The organism is Acidicapsa dinghuensis, from assembly GCF_025685685.1.
Lineage (GTDB): Bacteria > Acidobacteriota > Terriglobia > Terriglobales > Acidobacteriaceae > Acidicapsa > Acidicapsa dinghuensis.
In genome coordinates this window covers 675129-695022 of record NZ_JAGSYH010000002.1, presented here as the reverse complement: position 1 = coordinate 695022, position 19894 = coordinate 675129, and the positions used below count along the sequence as shown (strand labels likewise).

Annotated in this window: 20 protein-coding genes and 1 tRNA gene; 17 read left to right on the top strand and 4 right to left on the bottom strand. The window is 58.1% G+C overall.

The genetic code is table 11. The features are described from left to right. The first annotated feature begins 196 nt into the window (after positions 1-196). From OHL22_RS06520 to OHL22_RS06500, 5 genes are all read left to right on the top strand, one after another. On the top strand, positions 197-619 hold the full coding sequence (locus OHL22_RS06520; RefSeq protein ID WP_263334564.1) for a hypothetical protein: 423 nt from the start codon (positions 197-199) through the stop codon (positions 617-619). Between the two features lie 143 nt (positions 620-762). Then, the gene (locus OHL22_RS06515; RefSeq protein ID WP_263334562.1) at positions 763-1800 is read left to right on the top strand and encodes an LOG family protein; all 1038 of its coding nucleotides are present in this window, start codon (positions 763-765) and stop codon (positions 1798-1800) included. Between the two features lie 233 nt (positions 1801-2033). Beyond that, complete coding sequence (locus OHL22_RS06510; protein WP_263334560.1) at positions 2034-3188, top strand: hypothetical protein; 1155 nt, start codon at positions 2034-2036, stop codon at positions 3186-3188. Positions 3189-3332: 144 nt separating this feature from the next. Further along, positions 3333-4490 carry a glycosyltransferase gene (locus OHL22_RS06505; RefSeq protein WP_263334555.1) on the top strand — a complete coding sequence of 386 codons (1158 nt, stop codon included), beginning with the start codon at positions 3333-3335 and terminating at the stop codon, positions 4488-4490. Positions 4491-4556: 66 nt separating this feature from the next. Next, entirely contained in the window at positions 4557-6293 is a 1737-nt protein-coding gene (locus tag OHL22_RS06500; protein ID WP_263334553.1) for an amidase, read from the top strand. A gap of 173 nt (positions 6294-6466) precedes the next feature. Here OHL22_RS06500 and OHL22_RS06495 read toward each other — a convergent pair whose 3' ends face one another. The 4 genes from OHL22_RS06495 to OHL22_RS06480 all read right to left on the bottom strand — a co-directional run bounded on the left by OHL22_RS06495 (position 6467) and on the right by OHL22_RS06480 (position 11743). Continuing rightward, positions 6467-8269: a glycoside hydrolase family 13 protein gene (locus OHL22_RS06495; RefSeq protein WP_263334551.1), complete on the bottom strand. Its 1803-nt coding sequence runs from the start codon at positions 8267-8269 to the stop codon at positions 6467-6469. Positions 8270-8428: 159 nt separating this feature from the next. Beyond that, the gene (locus tag OHL22_RS06490; protein WP_263334548.1) at positions 8429-9052 is read right to left on the bottom strand and encodes a flavin reductase family protein; all 624 of its coding nucleotides are present in this window, start codon (positions 9050-9052) and stop codon (positions 8429-8431) included. Position 9053: 1 nt separating this feature from the next. Then, on the bottom strand, positions 9054-11018 hold the full coding sequence (locus OHL22_RS06485; protein ID WP_263334545.1) for an AsmA-like C-terminal region-containing protein: 1965 nt from the start codon (positions 11016-11018) through the stop codon (positions 9054-9056). Positions 11019-11143: 125 nt separating this feature from the next. Beyond that, positions 11144-11743: a DJ-1/PfpI family protein gene (locus tag OHL22_RS06480; RefSeq protein WP_263334543.1), complete on the bottom strand. Its 600-nt coding sequence runs from the start codon at positions 11741-11743 to the stop codon at positions 11144-11146. 166 nt (positions 11744-11909) lie between these two features. Between OHL22_RS06480 and OHL22_RS06475 the strand changes: the two genes are divergently transcribed. The 12 genes from OHL22_RS06475 (at position 11910) to OHL22_RS06420 (ending at position 19889) form a co-directional block, all read left to right on the top strand. Continuing rightward, entirely contained in the window at positions 11910-13178 is a 1269-nt protein-coding gene (locus OHL22_RS06475) for a DUF6599 family protein (RefSeq protein ID WP_263334540.1), read from the top strand. Between the two features lie 547 nt (positions 13179-13725). Next, entirely contained in the window at positions 13726-13944 is a 219-nt protein-coding gene (locus OHL22_RS06470) for a hypothetical protein (protein ID WP_263334537.1), read from the top strand. A gap of 117 nt (positions 13945-14061) precedes the next feature. Next, positions 14062-14137: transfer RNA gene (locus OHL22_RS06465), tRNA-Thr, on the top strand. Between the two features lie 229 nt (positions 14138-14366). Continuing rightward, positions 14367-14915, top strand: coding sequence for a hypothetical protein (locus tag OHL22_RS06460; RefSeq protein WP_263334535.1), 549 nt, complete (start codon positions 14367-14369; stop codon positions 14913-14915). Beyond that, positions 14912-16723 carry a ParB/RepB/Spo0J family partition protein gene (locus OHL22_RS06455; protein ID WP_263334533.1) on the top strand — a complete coding sequence of 604 codons (1812 nt, stop codon included), beginning with the start codon at positions 14912-14914 and terminating at the stop codon, positions 16721-16723. The genes OHL22_RS06460 and OHL22_RS06455 overlap by 4 nt, the downstream gene beginning before the upstream one ends. Next, complete coding sequence (locus tag OHL22_RS06450) at positions 16720-16908, top strand: hypothetical protein (RefSeq protein WP_263334531.1); 189 nt, start codon at positions 16720-16722, stop codon at positions 16906-16908. The genes OHL22_RS06455 and OHL22_RS06450 overlap by 4 nt, the downstream gene beginning before the upstream one ends. Positions 16909-17074: 166 nt before the next feature. Further along, positions 17075-17407 (top strand): hypothetical protein, encoded by a 333-nt coding sequence (locus tag OHL22_RS06445; protein ID WP_263334528.1) that lies wholly within the window; start codon positions 17075-17077, stop codon positions 17405-17407. After that, the gene (locus tag OHL22_RS06440; protein ID WP_263334526.1) at positions 17407-17703 is read left to right on the top strand and encodes a hypothetical protein; all 297 of its coding nucleotides are present in this window, start codon (positions 17407-17409) and stop codon (positions 17701-17703) included. The genes OHL22_RS06445 and OHL22_RS06440 overlap by 1 nt, the downstream gene beginning before the upstream one ends. A 223-nt stretch (positions 17704-17926) precedes the next feature. Further along, a complete protein-coding gene (locus OHL22_RS06435; RefSeq protein WP_263334523.1) occupies positions 17927-18166 on the top strand; it encodes a hypothetical protein in 240 nt (79 codons plus the stop codon). A gap of 15 nt (positions 18167-18181) precedes the next feature. Beyond that, positions 18182-18424 (top strand): hypothetical protein, encoded by a 243-nt coding sequence (locus OHL22_RS06430; protein WP_263334521.1) that lies wholly within the window; start codon positions 18182-18184, stop codon positions 18422-18424. A 183-nt stretch (positions 18425-18607) separates the two neighbouring features. Next, positions 18608-19012, top strand: coding sequence for a response regulator (locus OHL22_RS06425; protein ID WP_263334518.1), 405 nt, complete (start codon positions 18608-18610; stop codon positions 19010-19012). Further along, positions 19005-19889 carry a hypothetical protein gene (locus OHL22_RS06420; protein ID WP_263334516.1) on the top strand — a complete coding sequence of 295 codons (885 nt, stop codon included), beginning with the start codon at positions 19005-19007 and terminating at the stop codon, positions 19887-19889. The genes OHL22_RS06425 and OHL22_RS06420 overlap by 8 nt, the downstream gene beginning before the upstream one ends. Positions 19890-19894: the final 5 nt, after the last annotated feature.

Genomic DNA, 19894 nt, shown 5'->3' with positions numbered 1-19894 from the left:
TGTTTTTCTCATCTCTGGGCACCCGAGGTGCGCTGTACGGGTTCCCAGCAGCAGGTCTTCGTCGTTGGGGTGGCAGAGATCTCTGAGAAGGACCTCAGTAGCCGGGTTTCGGAAGACCCATCAGCAGCCGGTATGGTACCGTTCACTTATGGGCGCCGCGTAAGCGGTGTCCCATCAATCAGGAATGCCCGAGAGTTTGCCCAAGCCTACCGAGTCATATCCTCCGCTCTTCGACCCGGAGACGGCGAACGGACAAGCCGGTGAGCGGGCGCCAGTAAATCCAGGAATGCCAACCGCACCCGCTATTCCTCCGCCTCCACCACCATTGCCCATCCAGGCAGAACCTGTCGCTTCTCCGCATCGCATTCCTTACTGGCTACAGCAGGCTGAGCGCTTCCTGCGCGTCATCGTTCGCATGTATCTCGGACTTCTCGTTTGCTGTGCTCCCTGGTATCCGCCCGCGTGGGACAATAACCCGCTCTTCTCCACCTCACCCTCGCTACAGGCCTTCATCGCCCATGGAGCCGTGCGCGGTCTGATCTCCGGCCTTGGCCTTCTCAATCTCTGGATCGCCATCCGCGACGCCATCGGCGGCCCCTACCGCCCTGGCCCGCGCTAAAGTAATCTCGTCCGCCCCTTCCGGCATCCCCTTCTGCTCTGCCAATCCAGCCCAGACCGGTTACACTCATCATCCGGGCATCTTTTTGAGCGGCAAGTCCGCTCTGCCCGTTGATGTGTTGAGTTGACTTATCGAGACAGAACATGAGCGATCTACCGGAAAACAAAATTATTACCGCTACCCCGTCTGCTGTCGCATCCGATTCCGACCCGATCCCAGCCGCGCTTGAGCAAGCCCTCCTTGCCTATGAGAACCCGGCTTTTCTCAACAGTTCCGACGGTCGCGTCATCCGTATCCTCGCCGAATACACCGAGCCTCTCTCCCGTTTTCGCCGAGAACACATCCAGGACACCGTGGTCTTCTTCGGCTCTGCGCGCTTTCACAGTAAGGCCGAGGCCGATCATGCGCTCGAACTGCTCGATAACACCGGTTCTGCCACTCCAGCGCCACCCCATGAGCAGCCAGCGTCCATTCCCGACATTCTTGAGGGCAAAGCCAGTGAACTTGGCCGCCGTCGCGCCGTCGCCGCTGTCGAAATGGCCCGCTACTACGAAGACGCCCGCCGCCTTGCGCACATGATCACCACCTGGGCGGCGACCATTCCTTCCAATGGAAACAAACGCCATCGCTTCGTCATCACTTCCGGCGGTGGCCCCGGCATTATGGAGGCAGCCAACCGCGGCGCGCACGAAGCCGGCGGCAAAACCATCGGCCTTAACATCCGTCTGCCCTTCGAGCAGCGCCCCAACCCCTACATCACCCCGGCGCTCAACTTCGAGTTTCACTACTTCTTCATGCGCAAGCTCTGGTTTGCCTATCTGGCCAAGGCGCTTGTCGTTTTCCCCGGCGGCTTCGGAACCATCGACGAAATGTTCGAGATCCTCACTCTTGTGCAGACCCACAAGCTCGCCAAAAACATCACCGTTGTCATCTATGGCTCTGACTATTGGAAGAAAGTTTTCAACTTCCAATGGCTCATCGACACCGGCGCCATCTCACCCGGCGACGTAGATCTCTTCCACTTCGCGGACACCCCGGAACAAGCCTTTGAGATTCTGAAGCAAGGCCTTACCGAGCACCATCTCCAGTCGGCCCAACTAAAAACGAATATCGCGCAGGAATCCACCCAATTGCCCGCTTCTGAAGAGCAGGCAGGCCCTGAGTTTGCTAAAACCAGATAGTTATTGCGCGACCAGCCTTACAGCCGCAGATTCAAGGGCATAGAACCACAATCGAAAACCGGGTTTCCCATGCTCGACTCAGAGCATATAAAGCCTTGCTTATTACATAAACGTTATTTCCTTGATTCCTAGCGCTTTTGAACCGACATTCGCACCGTTTTCACAGCATATTTACCGGTAACTGGGCATACTGTAGCAGCATTCCCAGAACTTGAGCGGGGACAGGAGCGTATATGCCAAACTCAACGATCTCTTACCTGTGGCGCGATTCTCGCGCGGCATGCACGTATCAGACCGGGGTTTCGCTGCACAGCCATACCAATCAGTCACAGGAGACTCTCGACTTCGTAGCTGACTGGGGCGCGCAGTACAAGCTCATCCGTCCTTTACTCAACCGCCTTGAGCGCCGCTCGCCCGGCAAACACGGCATTCAAATTAACTGGGCGCGCAGCTACTGGACCCCACCTCTGACTCCGAAGCTGGCCTTCGATCTTGAGAGCCGCCAGATCGAAAAGCTCAATCTCGCGCCGCTTGTCTCCGTCTCCGATCACGACAACATCAACGCTCCGCTACTGTTGCGCTCTGTGCCCTCCACGCGTCACATTCCCATCTCCGTTGAGTGGAGCGCACCTTACGGCGGCGAACAGTCCTTCCACCTCGGCATTCACAATCTGCCCAGTGCCCGCGCCTCACAGTGGATGGCCACGCTCAACGACTTCACGGCCAATCCCTCGGACGCGCGCCTATCGGAGCTTCTCGTCGCTCTTAACCAGGAGTCCAACGTCCTCGTCATCTTCAACCATCCGCTGTGGGATCTCTACCGCATCGGCCAGGACAAGCACGAGTTTCTTGTCAATGAATTCCTGCAGAAGAACGGCGCCTATCTCCACGCGCTCGAACTCAACGGCCTGCGCAACTGGGAAGAGAATCGCAAGGTCCGCCGTCTCGCCGAGCGCTGGAACATGGTGCTTATCTCCGGCGGCGACCGTCACGGTGTCGAGCCCAACGCGAACATCAACCTCACCGGCGCCACCAGCTTCAATGAGTTTGTCAACGAGATCCGCAAAGAGCGCCGCAGCTCTGTGCTCTTCATGAATCAGTACGCCGAGCCATGGAAGCACCGCATCCTGCAGTCCACCATGGATGCTATCCGCAATTACCCCGAGTTCCCGCAAGGCTCCCGCACCTGGGATGAGCGTGTCTTCCATCCCGATAGCAAAGGCGACGTTCGCCCGCTCAGCGAACTCTGGCCTAACAACCGTCCCCCGCGCGTACTTTCAGCGCTGCTCGCCATGATACGTATGATGGGGAAAGGGCCTGTCTCAAGCAGCCTGCGATATGCTTGGGACGACTCTACTCAACTTCGTTTTGAACTCGGAGATCAATAAGCCTGGCTCGTCGATACAGAGCGAGGGAACAATCAGCAGTTATTCATTTCCTTGTAGTTGCCGCGCCGTCTATCTGTCTAGAACATGCAATCAACCCCACCACGAGTAGCGTATTTTCCTGACTCTTTTCATGAGGTGAACGGAGTGGCGCACACCAGCCGCCACTTCGAAGCCTTCGCGCGCCGCCGCGACATACCATTTCTCTGCATCCGGGCGGGCGACCGCACAGAAAGCTTCCAGCAAGACGGTAACGTCTGGACTCTCGAATTACCGCGCGGCATCTTCTCCTTCGCGCTTGAGAAAGACCTACGCTTCGATCCCGCTTTCCCGCGCCACATTCCCATCATGCACGAGGTCCTCGACCGCTTTCAGCCTAATCTCATCCACATCACTGGCCCCAGCGAAGTCGGCATGCTCGGCGCTGGCCTTGCCTATCATCGCGAGCTACCACTAGCTGCTTCGTGGCACACCAACGTCCACGAATACCTGGCCCGACGTTCTGACTGGCTCCTGCGCCTGCTCCCCGAAAAGCATTCGCAATCGACCGGCAAAAAGATCCAGGATCTCACCCTCGCCGCAGCCGCCCGCTTTTACTCCATCGCCAAGGTCCTCTACGCGCCCAACCGCGAGCTCTGCGAACTTCTCGAATCTGCCACCGGCCGCACCTGCCATCTCATGCCGCGTGGCGTCGATACTGTACTCTTTTCGCCTGCAAGGCGCCCCGAATTCCGTCCTGATGCGCCAGCAATCCTCGGCTTCTGCGGACGTCTATCCATCGAGAAAAACGTCACCCATCTCGCGGCCATTCATGATGAGCTGATCGCCCGCGGCTTCACCAACTTCCGCTTTCTCATCATCGGCCATGGACAGGAAGAAGCCTGGCTCCGCGAGCGCATGCCACAGGCCGATTTTGCTGGAGTCCTCCACGGCGAAGCATTGGCGCAGGCCTACGCCAGTATGGATCTCTTCGTCTTCCCTTCTCACACCGACACCTTCGGTAACGTTGTTCTCGAAGCGCTCGCCAGCAGCGTTCCCGCCATCGTCACCCCCGACGGCGGCCCGCGCTACATCGTCCGCGACACGCAGGATGAATCAGCCACCGGTCGCATCGCTCCCGACGAAGGCTTCACCGACGCAATCCTCAGCGTCCTGACAAATCCCGCCCAACACCAGACCATGCGCAACGCCGCCCGCGCCTACGCCCTCACCGCTTCCTGGGATTCCGTCTTCGAAGGCGTCTACGCGGGTTACGAAAGCATCCTGCCCGAAAATCTTTGCCATTCCCTCACGGCCGCCTCGTAATCCTCCATCGGCTGGGGGTCTCACAAATTCCATCCGTCGCGGCGATGCCAGATGCGAAGATGGCTCATGCGGAAATCGAGTCTGTTTACTCTCATCGCCATCGGTGTTTCTTCTTTGTCCTCGGCACAATCCTCGAAGCCCGTTCCAACGCAAATCGCCCCAACGCAAATCGATAGAGACCTCTTCGAAGTCACAGTCCCAAAGCTTGAGTCCCTCTACGCCGCACATAAGTACACCATCACGCAGGTAGTCGAGTGGCACCTCGCCCGCATCCATCGCTATAACGGCATCTACCGCCCCGTCGAAACTGTGATGGAAAAAGATGCTCTCGCGCAGGCCGCGAAGGAAGACGCCGAATCGTCATCTGCTTCGCATGGACCGCTCTGGGGTATTCCCATCGTGATCAAGGCCAACACCAGCATCAAAGGCCAGATCACCACAGACGGCTGGGCCGGCTACATAATCCCCCGCAAGCAACTCATCGCCCCGCAGGACGCAACCGTAGTCGCCCGCCTGCGCGCCGCCGGAGCTATCCTTATCGGCCACACCAACATGCCTGACTTTGCCGCCAGCGACACCAATCGCTCCAGCTCCTTCGGCCGCACCGGCAACGCCTATGATGTTCGCTTCTCTCCTGGCGGCTCTTCCGGAGGCACCGTCACGGCGGTCACCTCCGACATGGCTGTTCTCGGCAACGGCACCGACACCGGCAACTCTATCCGCATGCCTTCAGCCACGTCGGCGGTCATCGGAGTATTCCCCACGCGCGGCCTCGTCAGCACCGCCGGCATCGCCCCACTAGACTGGCTCCTCGACAACACTGGCCCCATCGCGCGTAACGTCACCGACGCGGCCATCGCACTCGACGTGATGGCAGGCATCGGCTCCAGCGGCCATCCCACGCCCGACCCAGCCGACCCTCGCACTGCGGACTCAGCAACCAAAGCCGAGCGCGGTCCATACACCAACTACCTGAAGCCCGGTTCCTTGAAAGGCAAACGCTTCGGCGTTCCGTCCTTCATCCTGCATGGCAGAGATGTCCCATTTCAGGGACTGGCCGCCACAGTCTCCGCAGACGCCGCCGAGACAGAGGAAGAACACGACACCACTCCGCTACGTCCTGAAACCCGCGCCGCTTTCCTCAAATCTATTGAAGCCCTGCGGGCAGCCGGAGCGGAGATCGTCTTCGACGACAATCTCCTCCCCGACTCTTTCGCTAAGACCGCCAGCCGTGTCGGCACCTTACCCTACATCCGCGAAGGCACCGAATCTTTCCTCAAAAACTACGGCCCGTCGTACTACCACTCCATTGAAGAGTATGAGAAGTTCACGGGCCACAAGATCCCCGAGGTCATCTCCGGTTATCAGCAAACCACTGACCGCCGCGGCCTGCCTGCTCAGCCACCGTCCCTGCTCGAATCCGACCCATCAGCCCAGGCCAACTATTACGACCCTCGCGAAAAGACCCTCCAGATCTATCTCGATACCTTGGATCGCTATCACCTCGACGCCTACGTCTACCCGGCCACGCAGATGCCTCCACCAGATGAAACCATGCCCCAGGACGGCGGCATCAGCGGCGGCCCGCACTCGGAGACAAGCTGGGCCAACATCATCGGCGTTCCTGCAGTGGTCGTTGTAGGCGGCTGGTACCCCGGTGGCCTGCCATTTGGCCTTGAAATCTCAACCCGCCCCTGGCATGACGGCGACCTGCTCAGCTGGGCCTACGACTACGAGCAGCACACCCACTACCGCCACCCACCAGTACTGGTCCAGCAGGGTCTGCTGCCTAACGCACCTTGATTATGCCCAATCGATTGCAGACAAAGAAATGGCGGGGAAGTCACGCCGGACTCGCGATACGGCATTTCCCCGCCAAGCACTACAGGTTGTCGACTGCACAACGAAAGTTCAGGAATCCGTTTGTGTTTCGAAGCGCGAGAGATTTCAGTCAGAGAGGCTGAAATCAACCCCTACTACTTCACTTCACCGATGTAAACACCAAATGGCGGCAACGCCACTGATTCAAGGCTTGCCGGGTCAGCAGTTCCGGGCGACTTGAGCAACGTTTGAGCCTGTTTGCCACGCACTTCGGGGGAAGCTAGCTTTACGGTCTGAGGTTCCGCCGTGAAATTCACCGAAACCACAACCTCATCTCTGCCAGGACCCTTGCGCAGCCAGCTAAGTACCTGTTTGTTCGACGGATCAATCATCACCGTAGACCCAAGTTTCAATGAGGAATTTGTTTTTTTCAAATGAATCAGCTCCTCATACCAGTGCAACAGTGAGTTCGGGTCCGCTTCCTCGGCCTTCACATTAATCTCGGCCTTGTTCGGCGGCACCGGCAGCCACGTCTTCGCCGTTGAGAATCCCGCATACTCCGATTCATCCCACTGCATCGGCGTGCGCTCTCCGTCACGGCCCTTTTCCTTTGGCCATCCTGTCAGTCCGACTGGGTCTTTCACATCTTCCTTGCGCGTCGGCGGCGTAGTCTTCATGCCCAGCTCCGCGCCGTAATAGAAGAGGGAAGCGCCCTTGCTTGCAAACAGGATCGTCGAGATCACCCGCGTGATCTCTGTGTCATGTACGCCATCGCCGTAACGCGCATCGATGCGTGGGTTGTCGTGGTTATCAAAGACCAGCATCGGCACGTTGTCGCCGATCTTCGTTTCCACATCCGCGAGCTTGTTGCGGAAGGTATCCACATCCAGCTTGTTGATAAACCCAAGCTGCGTATCCATTGGCAGCTCAAACTCCGGTTTGTCCGCAGGACCATACATCTTCAGCAGATCGTTGATTGTCGGCACATATGTCTCTCCGATCATCACCCGCCGCCCCGGAAACACTGTCGGACTCACGCTGTCGAAAAGCCTGCGGTAGTGCGCCATCACGGGATACACGCCCGGCAGATTGTTCGTTCGTGCATCGTCCAGCGCTATATCGCCGTATGGGTTCAGGAATGTGTGTCCGTTCTTGTCGAGCAGCGGCTTGTCGTCAATCCAGTTTGGATCTTCAAACAGCGTCGTAATCGCATCGAACCGGAACCCAGCCACTCCCTTGTTCAGCCAGAAGCGTGAGATATCGTCAAACGCCTTCATCACCGCCGGATTGTTCCAGTTGAAGTCCGGCTGCTGAATATAGAACTTGTGATAGTAGTACTGCCGCGTCTTCGCGTCCCACTCCCAGGCCGAGTGACCAAAATCCGACTGCCAGTTGTTTGGCGGCTCGCCCTTGCTCGTCTCCGTCTCTCCCTTGCCGTCCTTCCACACATACCAGTTGCGCTTCGGGTTGTCGCGAGAACTGCGCGATTCGAGAAACCACTTGTGCTTGTCCGACGAGTGGTTCATCACCATGTCCATAATCACGCGAATATGGCGTTTGCCAGCCTCGGCCACCAGCCGGTCAAAATCCGCCATCGTTCCATACTGCGGATCGATTGCTTCGTAGTCCGAGATGTCGTAACCGAAATCCACCTGCGGCGAGGGATAGCACGGCGTCAGCCAGATCGCATCCACGCCCAGCTTCTGCAGGTAATCCAGCCGCGACGTAATACCGTTCAGGTCGCCTACACCGTCTCCATTCGAATCCTGAAAACTGCGCGGATAAATCTCGTAGATCACAGCATTCTTCCACCAGTTTTCTTCCGCACTGGCAGAGTCTCTTTGCATTTTTTCTGAGGGATCGGGTGCCTGGCTGGCTGCGGGACGGGCCACCACTCCAAGCGACAGGGCAAACACCAGCCCACCCGCTAGAAGTGCAGTAACGCACTTGCGGTTCATTCTGTTTCCTCCGTAGTGTCGCCCGCTGCTCGTGCCTGAGGATAGGCTGTTTGCCGGCAGAGGTGTGACAGCAGTCAAACTAATGCATTTGTTCCGTTTTGTATATGCAAATGTTAGCGCGGACCGCTACCGGAAACCTCTTGTTAGAAATGAAAACCATTACTTTTCTGCGCGGAAAGTCTTTCCGAGCTCGATTTCGGCTAATCGAAAGTAGTGGCGAAAGTTATAGATAAGCGGCGACCACTTTGCTGGATTGACATAACTGTCGCTCAATACGAATTCCTTAGATACATATACCCGCAGAACCTCTACTTCAGCAGCAAGACCACCGCCAAGCCGCTCCAACCGCTCGCCATGCATGCGGTGCATCTTGTTTACGCGCGCCTCCATCTGTACAGGGCACTCCTGCGCCCGTGCAGGCCCAACCGCCTCACTTGTCAATGGAGTCAGGTTCGCTGCGGCGAACTTATCCGCCGCGAAACGAAATTGCTTAGCCTTGCTCTCCGGCACCGGAGTCTTTCCCGTGAGTGGTGCAAGCTTTTCCACCTGCTGCCACATCTCAGGAGATGGCAGATTAACGACGCACTCCGGAACCCGGCTCAGATTCTCTGCTGTCTTCGTGTCGTCCAGCAATCCAAGCATCATCGTCCATCCCAGCGTCCAGAACGACGACATGGGCGCGAGGTTTGTGCTCCCATCTTCGTTCAGGGAACTGATCAATGCCACAGGCGTTCCAAAGTACAGAATCTTCGGCTCAATTGTGCAGAATTCGTGATCAGGCATTTTATTGGGGACTCGGTTGATCTTCCGTTTTATTTGTCTTATCCGTTTTTCCGATTCGTCCGAAATCCACGCCAAACTTTGGATCCTGCCGTGTTCCTTCCACGTGAATTGGGACATCGGTGCCAGCTCCATTCTTGTGCAGCAGCGGATCGACCGGCTTCAACAAAAATCCCTTCCATCCGCCCACAACCTGTGACAGCGACGCCTGCAGCTTGGCATCTCCCTGAAAGTTGAGGCTGCCCTGCTGCATTCCATAACTGCCGTGAACCTTGATCTCCGCGCCCGGCACGTTGTAATCCAGATCCGGCAGGTCAAGTTGTCCGTCGCCAAGCTTGAAGTGACCTTGCATCTCCGACAGTACCGTCGTAGGGTCCGTCGATTTCACCTCGTCTGGCTTGCCCTGTCCACGCAAACTCAACTCCTCAATTCGCCCCTGAATCTTGTCACTCGTAAATTTTGCCTGCGCCAGGTGAAACTGCCCGTTCAATTCGAGCTTGTCGATCACGTTCTGCTGACCTGGTGGCAGATGAAAATCCGTGTGCAGCGTCAGATTGCCGATTACAAATGGAGTCTGTTGATCGGCAGAGATCTTCAAAATATCTTCGATATTCCCGCGATCCACTGTCACATCAAGCTGAATATCGTGCCCATGCTTCTGGCCGGTTGCATCCTCAGCGCGAACCACCTTGCCTTTCGCCAGAATGTGCGTGTTGCCCAGCATGGCATTCACAGGCTGCAACCATGTATCTCCATTCGTCCCATCGATCAGCGCGTGATAGTGCGTCGTCAACAGTTCGCCAGCATTCGGGCTTACCCGCTCCAGTCTGAAATCGGGTGTCCGCGTGTCTCCGTCGGCGGTAATTGCTCGCAGTGTGCCCTCGTAGTGGCCAGTGGAAGAAAGCGTTCCAGCGATCCCTTTGATCGTGCTCAGGTCCGCGTTCTTGAAGCTATAATCGCCCTCCACCGGTAGCGCGCCTGGATCGCCCGCTGTCCACGGTCCCGCCTTGCCTGTCGAGTGAATATCTCCCACCGGCTTTGCGTTCACCATGTCCACCGTGAATCCCATCGGCCCGCCATGTAGGTCAGGGATCACCACGATGTTCTGAAACGTGAAGTCCAGCGGTACCTTCGCGGGTTTGCCCGGCTGTTGTGCGCGTGTGATTTCCAGTAATGCGCCCGAGCATTCAACACGCCGCACCATCACCGCCGGAATCTTAAATAGCTTTGATTTGCCAGAAGAGCTGTTATCTGCCGGTGTGTTGTTATCCGGGGACATCGGTTGCTCTTGCGATTGTGCGTCAGCCTCCGCTTCTTTCTGTTCGTCTGAGAACTTCAGGTGAGGGCGTTCTGCTTTAGGCGGCAGGATCACGCGCACACCCACTACATGAATCACCGGTATGTTGATGGGCTTCCCTGAGAGTATCTCCCAGGTCGCGCGAAACTTGATCTGCTGCACCACAATCCACGGCTCAGTGCGCCACGCTTCAAAAGCTGTAGGAGCGGCCATGGTCGCAGCTTCAGCAGCAGCGGTCTGTCCAGCTGCGGTCTTTCCAGACGGACTCGGCTTCGGCTGCGTTGTCGCTGCATTTTCTGCCGATAGCTCATCGACCGCCTGCTTCGGCAGCCAGATCCGCAAACCGCGCCCCTCAACCTCGTACCCATTCATTACTGAAACGCGCAGGTCGTCCAGTTCCACCTTCGCGTGGAACCGCTTTTCCAGCGCATCGATCAATGCTGCTTTCAGCATCGGCTGCGCTCGCTCCAAGAGCACAGCAACAATAACTCCGAGCACCACCAGAATCACGGCAACGCAGATGCCAACCCACATCAGCCACCGCGTCCACCGCCGCCTGCGTCGAGGTGCGCCGGGTGTGGCTGCAGCCGGAGGTACAGTCGCCGGTTCCATCGATCCGTGCTCGGCGTTTGTCTCAGGATTTGTTTCCGGCCCCATTCCCGGTTCTGTCATCGTTCGCTCCGATCCCGTCGCATCCCGCTGCAGATCATCACGATAGGACGCATTTCACGCAGCATTGGCTGCCTGCGCCCGCTGACGCCATCCCATTCAAAACCAAATGATCGCATCGGCTCAAACTAGACCTGCGTCCGCTTCGGCTCCGCCAGGTGCGCCACTAGCACCTCCTGAAACTTCCTAAGCCACGCCGGATGCGCAGGCCACGCAGGAGCAGTCACAAGTTTCCCATCGGCTACCGCACCATCGATGGCAATCTCCGCATATCGCCCACCCGCCAGCTTCACCTCCGGCGCGCATGCCGGATAGCAGCTCACCTCTTTGCCCTTTACAATCCCCGCCGCAGCCAGCATCTGCGTCGCATGGCAGATCGCGGCAATAGGCTTATCCACGCGGTCAAAATACCGCACGGCGTCCAGCACCTTCTCATTTAGCCGCAGATACTCCGGCGCGCGGCCACCCGGCAACACCAGCCCGTCGTAATCCTCAATCTCAATCTCAGAGAAAGTAGCGTTCAGATGAAAGTTGTGCCCCGACTTCTCCGAATACGTTTGGTCGCCCTCGAAGTCATGAATCGCCGTCCGCACCGTCTCCCCAGCCCGCTTGTTCGGACAGACAGCATGCACCGTGTGGCCCACCATCTGCAGCGCCTGAAACGGCACCATCACCTCGTAGTCCTCCACAAAGTCGCCCACAATCATCAAAAGCTTTGCCTTCGCCATCGTGTCCTCCTCCTGCGGCGATCATAAACGCGTAAGCGTCTGGCATCCTTCTGACATTTCGGCCACATTTCGTCTCTGCGGTGTCTAAATCAAAGAACTCAAAAGCCGTCTCTGTCCGGACACTGACAGTCTTAGTGACCGGGGTATACGCTGAAAAGTGATCCGAATGAAGAATTCCGCTACCTTCCCAGCCCTCACACGCATAATCGCAATCCCCGCCATCCTTTTCGCAGCGGGCATCTTCGCGTTTTCCCCAGTTGCCACCGCGCAGGTCTCCGTCACCACAGTCCACGAACTTCCCAAAGGCGCAAAGACCGTCAAGGCTGACAAATCCGTCAAGGCATCCGCCAAATCCGCCGTTGATGCCGACGCCGCTCGTGCCAATGCCCCGCTGCTACCGGCCGTCTTTGCCGGCTGGCAGCAGTCGGGCTCGCCGCAGGCACTCACAGACTCATCTCACGCTGACAGCGCCAACGCCGCCGCTCTCAAGGAATACGGCTTTACCGATGGCCTGCTCGGTAACTACTCCCGCGGCAGCGAAACCGTCACTATCCGCGCGCTTCGCTTCTCCGACGCCAGCGGCGCATACGGAGCCTACAGCTTCTATCGCGCCTCCGCCTGGCCCAAAGTCGAAATCGGTGCTGGAGCCGCTTCCGACAATAAGCGCGTTCTCTTCTGGACCGGCAACATCCTCATTGACGCCAATTTCTCCCAGGTTTCCGCCATGACCGCCTCCGAACTGCGGGACATGGCCAGCCAGCTGCCCATCCCCTCCGGAACCCGGAACCTTCCCCCACCCATCCTCGGCGACCTTCCACAGCGCGACATCCAGGGCCAGTCCACGCACTACGCCCTTGGTCCCGCTGGCTACACCGGTCCTGCGGCGCAATCCGCCTCGCCCGCTGTTCTCCCGGTATCGCTCATCGGCTTCGATCACGGAGCTGAAGCCATAACCGCCGGCTACGCCCTAACCTCAGGCCCCGCTACCCTCACGCTTCTGAGCTATCCAACCCCGCAGATCGCCGAAGCGCAGGAAAAGCTCATCTCCGACTACATCCACGCAGGCAATACACCGCAACACCCCTGGACTAAACCACTCCAGGATTCCAATCCCACAGCCGTTGCCGTGCGCCGCAGTGGACCGTTAGTTGCCATCGTCAGCGGCGACCCCATCAAAGACGACGCAATGAAGCTTCTCCAGAGCGTTCACTACGAAGTCGAGATGTCCGCCATACCCGGCTCACCCACCAATGAAATCCAGAACTACGCGCACCTCATTCTCGGCATCGTTCTCCTCGTCGTCGTTATGTTCGGCATAGCCGTCGTCATCGGAATTTCCCTCGGCAGCGGCCGCGCCATCTTTCGTGTGATGCGTGGCAAGCCCGCCTCCGTGATGAATGACGACGACTTCATCCGGCTGGATCTTAAGGAATGACTTGAAGGAATAGCCGCGCAGGAAGAAAACCTACGACACTGGCGTCGCCACTCATCAAGCCCACCGTATCGCGGAAGTGACAACGGCTGCAATCGGAGGAAAATCCTGTGGAAAATACGGTACAAAACCCGGTAAAATCCGGCCACAACTGGAAATAAACCCGAGCTTGCGTGGCGAACATCAGGCGAATAAAAGCACATGCCGCCCAGCCGGAATCAATTCTGTAAACCACTGATGGAATGGCACTTATTTCTGGATGGATTTCTCCTTGACACCGCCATCCCCCGCACCTACTATGCAGCCAGAAAGTTCTGATGGCCTTGCCTCCGTTGGAACTATTCTCCCTAAAGAAAAAGCCGCCCTCGAAAGGGCGGCTTTTTCGTGCCTGAGCCAGCGTTCAAGCTCACCGCGCCTGATTTTCCGCTATTCTGTTCGGCTGCTTAATTCACATAGGAGGACGCCATGACCTAGGTACGCATTCGCGACCAGGAGAATAATTTGAGCCGTTCCACTCGTCGTCCATTCATTGCTATTACTGGAACTTCCAGTGCCAAAGTCGACAAACAGCTCGCTCATCGCGGTGAACGTAGAAACCAAAACCGCAGCCTCAAAGCCTGCATCGATTTCGAAAACCTGCTACTACCGCATCGTCTCGAGTGCTCATGGAACAACATCTGGGTCTGGGGCAGGGACGGTAGCCAACTCTATCGTGGCGATTTTCGAAATTCTTCGGAAGAGAAAAATCGTCTTTGGTATCGAAAGCTGATCCGAAAATGAAACGAGGCTCGGTCAAAAAAAACAAAGTGCAGTGGAGGAGAACGATCAACGCTCCCTGCTTGTCTTTACCTTCGTTCCCGATCCCTGTAAAATCGCACTTGGACCCGCCGAAGTAGCTCAGCTGGTAGAGCAACTGATTCGTAATCAGTAGGTCACCGGTTCAAATCCGGTCTTCGGCTCCAGTCTTCTGAAGGCTTGTTCATTCTGCTGGAGTTATCGCAGGATGTGCATCGGATTCGAGTCAAATAAGCGCCTGAACAACTGTCTGCTGACCGTTGTTCAGGCGCTTTTTGCATTTCTGGTCACCTCTCGGCGCTGGAGCGACTGTTCTCAAAACAGTTGGTCTGGCGCGCTGCGTGAAAGCCTGCGGCCTGCTCTCTGGATTGGCAATTCACTATCTGGAGAACCATCATGGGCGAAACACGGACCGCTCATTTTCCGGCTGCCGATTCTCGGCCGCCGATGCCTGCCGCTGTCGATGGAGTTGGAGTACCGGCAGGGCTGTTAGCCGAGCTGCTATTTGCGACTCGCGATCTGGCAAATGATTGCTACGTTCATGGCCTGGAAGGAAGGTATCGGCGGTGCGCCCATTGCGGTGGGACGTCCATGGACGGCTTATCGGTTGTGCATGGTCGCGAATGCAAGGTGCAGCGCGTTGAGCGCATTCTCGACAAGATCCTGGCGGCGGCTTTTGAGGAGCCTACTGCCTCGGAAGATCGGTCGGTGGATCAAGAGGTTCAGGGGGCGGCGACCGAGGCTTCGCGTGATTTGAGCGACGCGGCGATCGAGGCCCGCAAGCGGATTGCGATTTGCATCAGTTTTTGCGCCGGTATTCCCACGGACATTTTGAAAAGGCAGTTGCCGTTGGCCAGTTCGAAACGTGTGCGGTTTGAGGAGATCCAGTACCTGTGCCGCGCTCTTCCCTGGCTGCATGAATTCAGAGGGGCGGTGGATCTGTGACGGGCGCCGCGGCGGTGGCCGCTCAAACCGAACAGGACAACTGGACTGACTTCGCAAGCGAGATCGAAGAAGTAGTACTTGCCGAACTAGAGCCTTCTCCCTTCAATGCCCGCGTTATCCGCCACGACGAAAGCCTGGGAGAGCTTGCCGCGTCGATCCGGCTGAGAGGTGTTCAGCAGCCGATCATCATCCGCGAGCTGCCGGTCGAGGGCGAGATTGTAAAGCTTGAAATCGTCGCAGGCCACCGGCGCGTGGAGGCCTCAAAACTTGCCGGCAAGACAACTATTCCCGCGATTCGAAGGGAACTGACGGACGACGAAGCTCGCGAATTGCAGATCGTCGAGAACCTTCTGCGCCAGGAGCTTCCGGCGCTGGAAGAAGCGCAGGGTTTCAATGATGCCATGACGCTGGCAAAGAATCGCATGCTCAGCGTTCAGGATCTCGCTGCGCGTCTCGGCAAGTCTCCCGTGTATATCAGCCGCCGTCTCACGCTTCTCGACGCGACCCCAGATGTACAAGACGCGCTCAGGAACGGCCTTATCGGCGTCGAGCACGCTCTCGAACTCGCGCGGCTTTCCGAATCAGAACAGGAACGGCTGCTCGCGTATCTGGATATTGGCTACGTCGCGCCTGATGACCGCGAGGAAGATGAGGAAGACGACGAAGAGTTCGACGACGAAGAGGTCGATGGCGAAGAGCCAGAGCCTGGTCCTCTGTCTCGGGCAGGCGCTCGGCAAACTTCCAAGTCACTGCACGAACTTCGCAGGTACATCAGCCAGACAACGCTTCGCGTGCTCGGAGAGGCGCCGTTCGATCCAAACGACGGTGACCTTGTATCAGAGGCCGGCAGCTGTGGGCCATGCCTTAAACGCAGCGGCGCGAATCAGCTCCTCTTCAGCGACGTCGAGGGAGAGGATGTCTGCACTGACCGCGCTTGTTTTGACGCAAAGGTCAAGGCGTTCGTCGCGCGCAAGATGGCTGAGGCGAAGGCAGCGAAGAAGCCGCTCCATCAGATCACCGAAGAGTGGAACAAGAAAGGCCCGCAGGTTCACTACCTCTACAACGGCCTCAGGGAGGCTGGCGGGAAGCGATGCGGGTTCCTGGTCGAGGCGATCCATGTGGATGGCCGCAGTATCGGGAAGGTAGTCGAGATCTGCATCGGGCCGGAATGCAAGGTGCACGGATCGCGGAGCTCTGGATCGACGCGCGCTGTATCGAGCGAGAAGCAGAAGGCTGATCGCAAAGCGCTGCTGGCAAAAGTGAAAGTTGAGAAAGACTATCGCCTCCGGCTTTTCAAGGAGCTGATCGCAAAGCCGGTTCCGGATCTGCCATCGGCGGATTTGGTGCGGGCGCTGGTCATGTTTGCCTTCACTCGAATCGACAGCACGAAAGAAGCGCAATTTGCCGAGGCTCTGGGATGGGACAAGGACATCTTCAGCTGGCGCGGCGAAAAGGCGCGCGCGGCGAAGCTTATGTCGCTGACTCCGGCCGACGCGATCAGGATTGCTCTTGTCGGATTGGAAGTCAACGAGCTCACAGTTCACGAGCATGATGTACAGGGGGGCAGGAAAGAGGAGATAGGTTTTGAGAAGGTGGCGAAGCTTCTCGGCCTGGACTACGCATCCATCCGCGCGTCGATTGCTGCGCCCTCTGCTGCTAAAGCAACCCCGAAGAAGGTGATGAAACAGGCCGTCACGCCTGCGAAGGCTGCAGCCCCCACTAAGAAGCAGGCGGCGACGGCGACGCCTAAGAAAGCAGTCGCAAAGCCCGCGAAAAAGGCCGCGAAGAAGAAGGCGGTGCGCCGATGATGCATGAACTCTTTCGTGTGCCTCTGGCTATTGCTGTGCCCGTGCTTGGCCTGTGCGGCTATCTCGTGTGGTGGCTGGGCTGGAACTGGGGCTATGTGCGCGGGCGGCAGGAGGGCTGGGCTTCGTGCAAGCAGTTCCTGGCGAAATATCCGGATGGAAACTATCGGCCGGGCGGTGGGACGTGAGTGCCGAGCCGGGGCGCTGCCAGTACTGCAGGTGCACGGAGAGCGATCCATGCACCTGCAGCACGGGAGAGCCCTGCGCCTGGTTTAACCAGGAGCGCACGGTGTGTACGAATGACCCATGCCGCGGGCAATACCTGAGCGACCAGGAGCGCGCGCAGAGGGTTGGATGGGATGGCTATCTCGCCGGCCGGAGGAATGCGGCGGTGGAGCGGAAGGCGCGCCGGCAAGCGCGCAGAAAGAAGAAGGCGGCATGAGTCACGCGGTTGTAACGCGGTATCGATGCAGCGCCGGTTGCGGGCGTGCGGTGCCTGGTGAGGGGATGTGTGCGAAGTGCGCGGAGGAAGTGGCTGCGCTGAATGCCATGTATTTCAGGCGCGGGCGGTGCGATCGCGAAGTAGCGAGGCCTGCGCGGGCACAGTGGATTTACTACGCGGGCGCGGCGGTGGTGTTCGTGTTGTTCGCGTATTTCGTGGTGCAGTTTTTGACGGGAGGGAATTGATGTTCAGTGTGATGGGTGAGAGTTTGGAGCGCAATCCGGATCCGTACAATCGATCCCTTTGGCCTGCGCGCAATGGACGCATCTTCAGATGGGTGCGTGAAGTATCGGAAGCGAAGGCGAAGTCTATGCGGCAGCAGCTTTCGAGTGCATTCAAAGCTGCGAAGGCCTTGGATGATCTGCGGATGAAGGAGCATGCGCTCGCGCTCTCCAGGTCGATGCAGGGGCTCTATTACCGCGATAGGAATGGCTGTCTGCACCGCAACTTTCCGAAGGTGACAAAGCGAGGAAGCCGCTGATGCCGGCAGACGACAAGGCGTTCTTTGAGGGCGTGCGTCCGGAGTTCTACTTTCATGGCGCGCCTAAAAAAAAGACAACAAGACGGGCACTATCCTCTGGCATCTGAACTTTGCGATTACGTGCAAGCCGGAAGAGATTGCGAAATGCAGCGACATCATCGCAACCAACTGGGTAGCGATCGAGACGGTCGACCACCGCATTACTGCGTTATCGATCGACGTGATGATGCTGGACCAGCGGTGCCGTTTCTTTCCGCTGGCCGACAGCAAAGAGGAGCTCTTCACGTTTGTTGCTGTCGATCTCGAAGATCTTCGTTTCACGCGCAACGAAAAGTTGACGGAACTGTGGGTAGCGATCGCGATCCCAGCCGCGGATGAGGTTTGGAGTTTCGTGAAGCGCTTTGCCTTCACGCGATTGTGGGTGGAATTTGCGCCGGCGAAGTCGGCGTTTGCTTTGAAGTGAGAAAGGGGAACTGTCATGGCGATTTTTATGGATACGGGTGGTGGGGATATCTACGGAGGGCCGTCGAAAGAAGCGGTGCTCGCGCAGATGCAAGCTGATTCCGATGACTTCGATATTGCAGGGGCATTCGAGGTCCCCGGCACTCAGAAGATGCGTGTCAGCGACGAGAACGATGAGCCAACCGATGAGCTCACCACTCTCGAAGAAGAGTACGACGAAAGCCTGGGCGTCTATTGCGTGGCGTCTGAGAACTTCTAACGTTTCGAGCTTCCGGCGCCAGTCCGTGGGGCCGGGATGTGCGGCGCGGCCGCCGGCTTGACTTGCGGGAGATCGGCGAGGCAGCTCGCCCATAGACCTCGCGGGAACACAGCGCAGGGCAGTCCTGGACGAGTGGAGCCGATTCGATGACTCCAGGGCGCCGCACAGAAAAGGGATGAGGGAATGCGACCGAAAAGACGGATACTGCTGATTTCGTCGAGCGAGGAATGGTTGAGCGGCTTGCGGTTTGTGCTGGAGACGCGCGGGTTTCGAGTGTATGCCGAGTTGTGCTGCGATCGGCTGCGTGAGCTGGAGTTTCCCCAGGCAGATGTGGCGTTGGTGGATTGCGATTCGAAGCAGCTCGATGGCTGGAAGTTTGGCGCGAGGGTGAAGGCGGCGTATCCGGAGTTGCCCGTGCTTCTCGTGAGCGAGAAGGGAATGGGCGAGAAGCGTACGCATGCCGCTGACGGTTTTCATGGTGCTGGTCATAGCAGCCTGGAGCTGCTGGAGCGCATCCGCGTGATGACGTCGCGCAGGCGCGGCCCGAGGAAGATGCCAGTGGCTTCGGTGGAGACGGTTTGTGCCTGACGCGCTGATGGACTTCGACGAGAACGAGCCCGCGCCGGTCTTTGCGGATAGGGCGCGGCTGGATCTCGCCAGCGACGATGTGCCACCGGCGGGGACGGCGTGTGTTCCTTGCCGCTCGATGGGACACTGGTGCGCCGCGAAATGCTATCGCGGCAGTGACGAGCCGATCTGCCGTGCATGTGCCAATGGGGTGGATTGCGATGTGGTGAGAGCGAAGTTGCGCGGCATCGAGAAGGACCTCATGGAGGAGCTTGGGCCGGTCCGGCCGGATCATCCAGTGGCTCCGGTGCGACGTATCCCGATCGACCCAGCGCACCGTGTGGTGAAGGAAGCTGCGCCGGTACGGCGGCTGCCTTACGAGCCTATGCCGGGTGCGGTGAGCACGCCGAAGGCGAAGCCAAGGATCGAGCGGCATGGGCAAAACGTTTTGAGCAAGGCGTCGCCGACGACGCCTGACGAGTTTACGGAGGAGTGCGTGAAGCAGCCGACATTTTTGACAGATGAGCAGCTGGAGGCGATTCGTATCGCTCCGGCGAGTGAGACAACCGCAGCCCTGGCTAGACGGTTGGGCATCAATGAGCCGGCTTGCTGGTACCAGCGCGACAAGTTTCGGCAACAGCGTGCCGCCGTCAAAGCCGGATATCTGACGCCGAAGGCTGCGAGCAAACCATCGAAGTCTGCGACCAAGCTACCTAAGGCAGCGCAAGCGCCGGTAGCGCTCACGGCGGCTCCTGCACCGAGGCCCGCGCCTACTCCTGAAGACGCGCAGTGCATTGAGATCGCGGTGCGGTTTACTCCGCTGGGTGTGGATGCCTGGTGGAGCACGTTGTCTCTGGCTGCGAAGGCGAAGATCGTTGCGGCCAACCTGGTTATCTGAGGCTT

Bases quoted from the DNA above. Each gene is read 5' to 3' on its own strand.
- OHL22_RS06440 (WP_263334526.1), top strand. From the start codon at position 17,407: ATGTTCAGTGTGATGGGTGAGAGTTTGGAGCGCAATCCGGATCCGTAC.
- OHL22_RS06445 (WP_263334528.1), top strand. From the start codon at position 17,075: ATGGGATGGCTATCTCGCCGGCCGGAGGAATGCGGCGGTGGAGCGGAA.
- OHL22_RS06500 (WP_263334553.1), top strand. From the start codon at position 4,557: ATGCGGAAATCGAGTCTGTTTACTCTCATCGCCATCGGTGTTTCTTCT.
- OHL22_RS06475 (WP_263334540.1), top strand. From the start codon at position 11,910: ATGAAGAATTCCGCTACCTTCCCAGCCCTCACACGCATAATCGCAATC.
- OHL22_RS06450 (WP_263334531.1), top strand. From the start codon at position 16,720: ATGATGCATGAACTCTTTCGTGTGCCTCTGGCTATTGCTGTGCCCGTG.
- OHL22_RS06510 (WP_263334560.1), top strand. From the start codon at position 2,034: ATGCCAAACTCAACGATCTCTTACCTGTGGCGCGATTCTCGCGCGGCA.
- OHL22_RS06460 (WP_263334535.1), top strand. From the start codon at position 14,367: ATGGGCGAAACACGGACCGCTCATTTTCCGGCTGCCGATTCTCGGCCG.
- OHL22_RS06425 (WP_263334518.1), top strand. From the start codon at position 18,608: ATGCGACCGAAAAGACGGATACTGCTGATTTCGTCGAGCGAGGAATGG.
- OHL22_RS06430 (WP_263334521.1), top strand. From the start codon at position 18,182: ATGGCGATTTTTATGGATACGGGTGGTGGGGATATCTACGGAGGGCCG.
- OHL22_RS06485 (WP_263334545.1), bottom strand. From the start codon at position 11,018: ATGACAGAACCGGGAATGGGGCCGGAAACAAATCCTGAGACAAACGCC.
- OHL22_RS06495 (WP_263334551.1), bottom strand. From the start codon at position 8,269: ATGAACCGCAAGTGCGTTACTGCACTTCTAGCGGGTGGGCTGGTGTTT.
- OHL22_RS06490 (WP_263334548.1), bottom strand. From the start codon at position 9,052: ATGCCTGATCACGAATTCTGCACAATTGAGCCGAAGATTCTGTACTTT.
- OHL22_RS06435 (WP_263334523.1), top strand. From the start codon at position 17,927: ATGATGCTGGACCAGCGGTGCCGTTTCTTTCCGCTGGCCGACAGCAAA.
- OHL22_RS06515 (WP_263334562.1), top strand. From the start codon at position 763: ATGAGCGATCTACCGGAAAACAAAATTATTACCGCTACCCCGTCTGCT.
- OHL22_RS06480 (WP_263334543.1), bottom strand. From the start codon at position 11,743: ATGGCGAAGGCAAAGCTTTTGATGATTGTGGGCGACTTTGTGGAGGAC.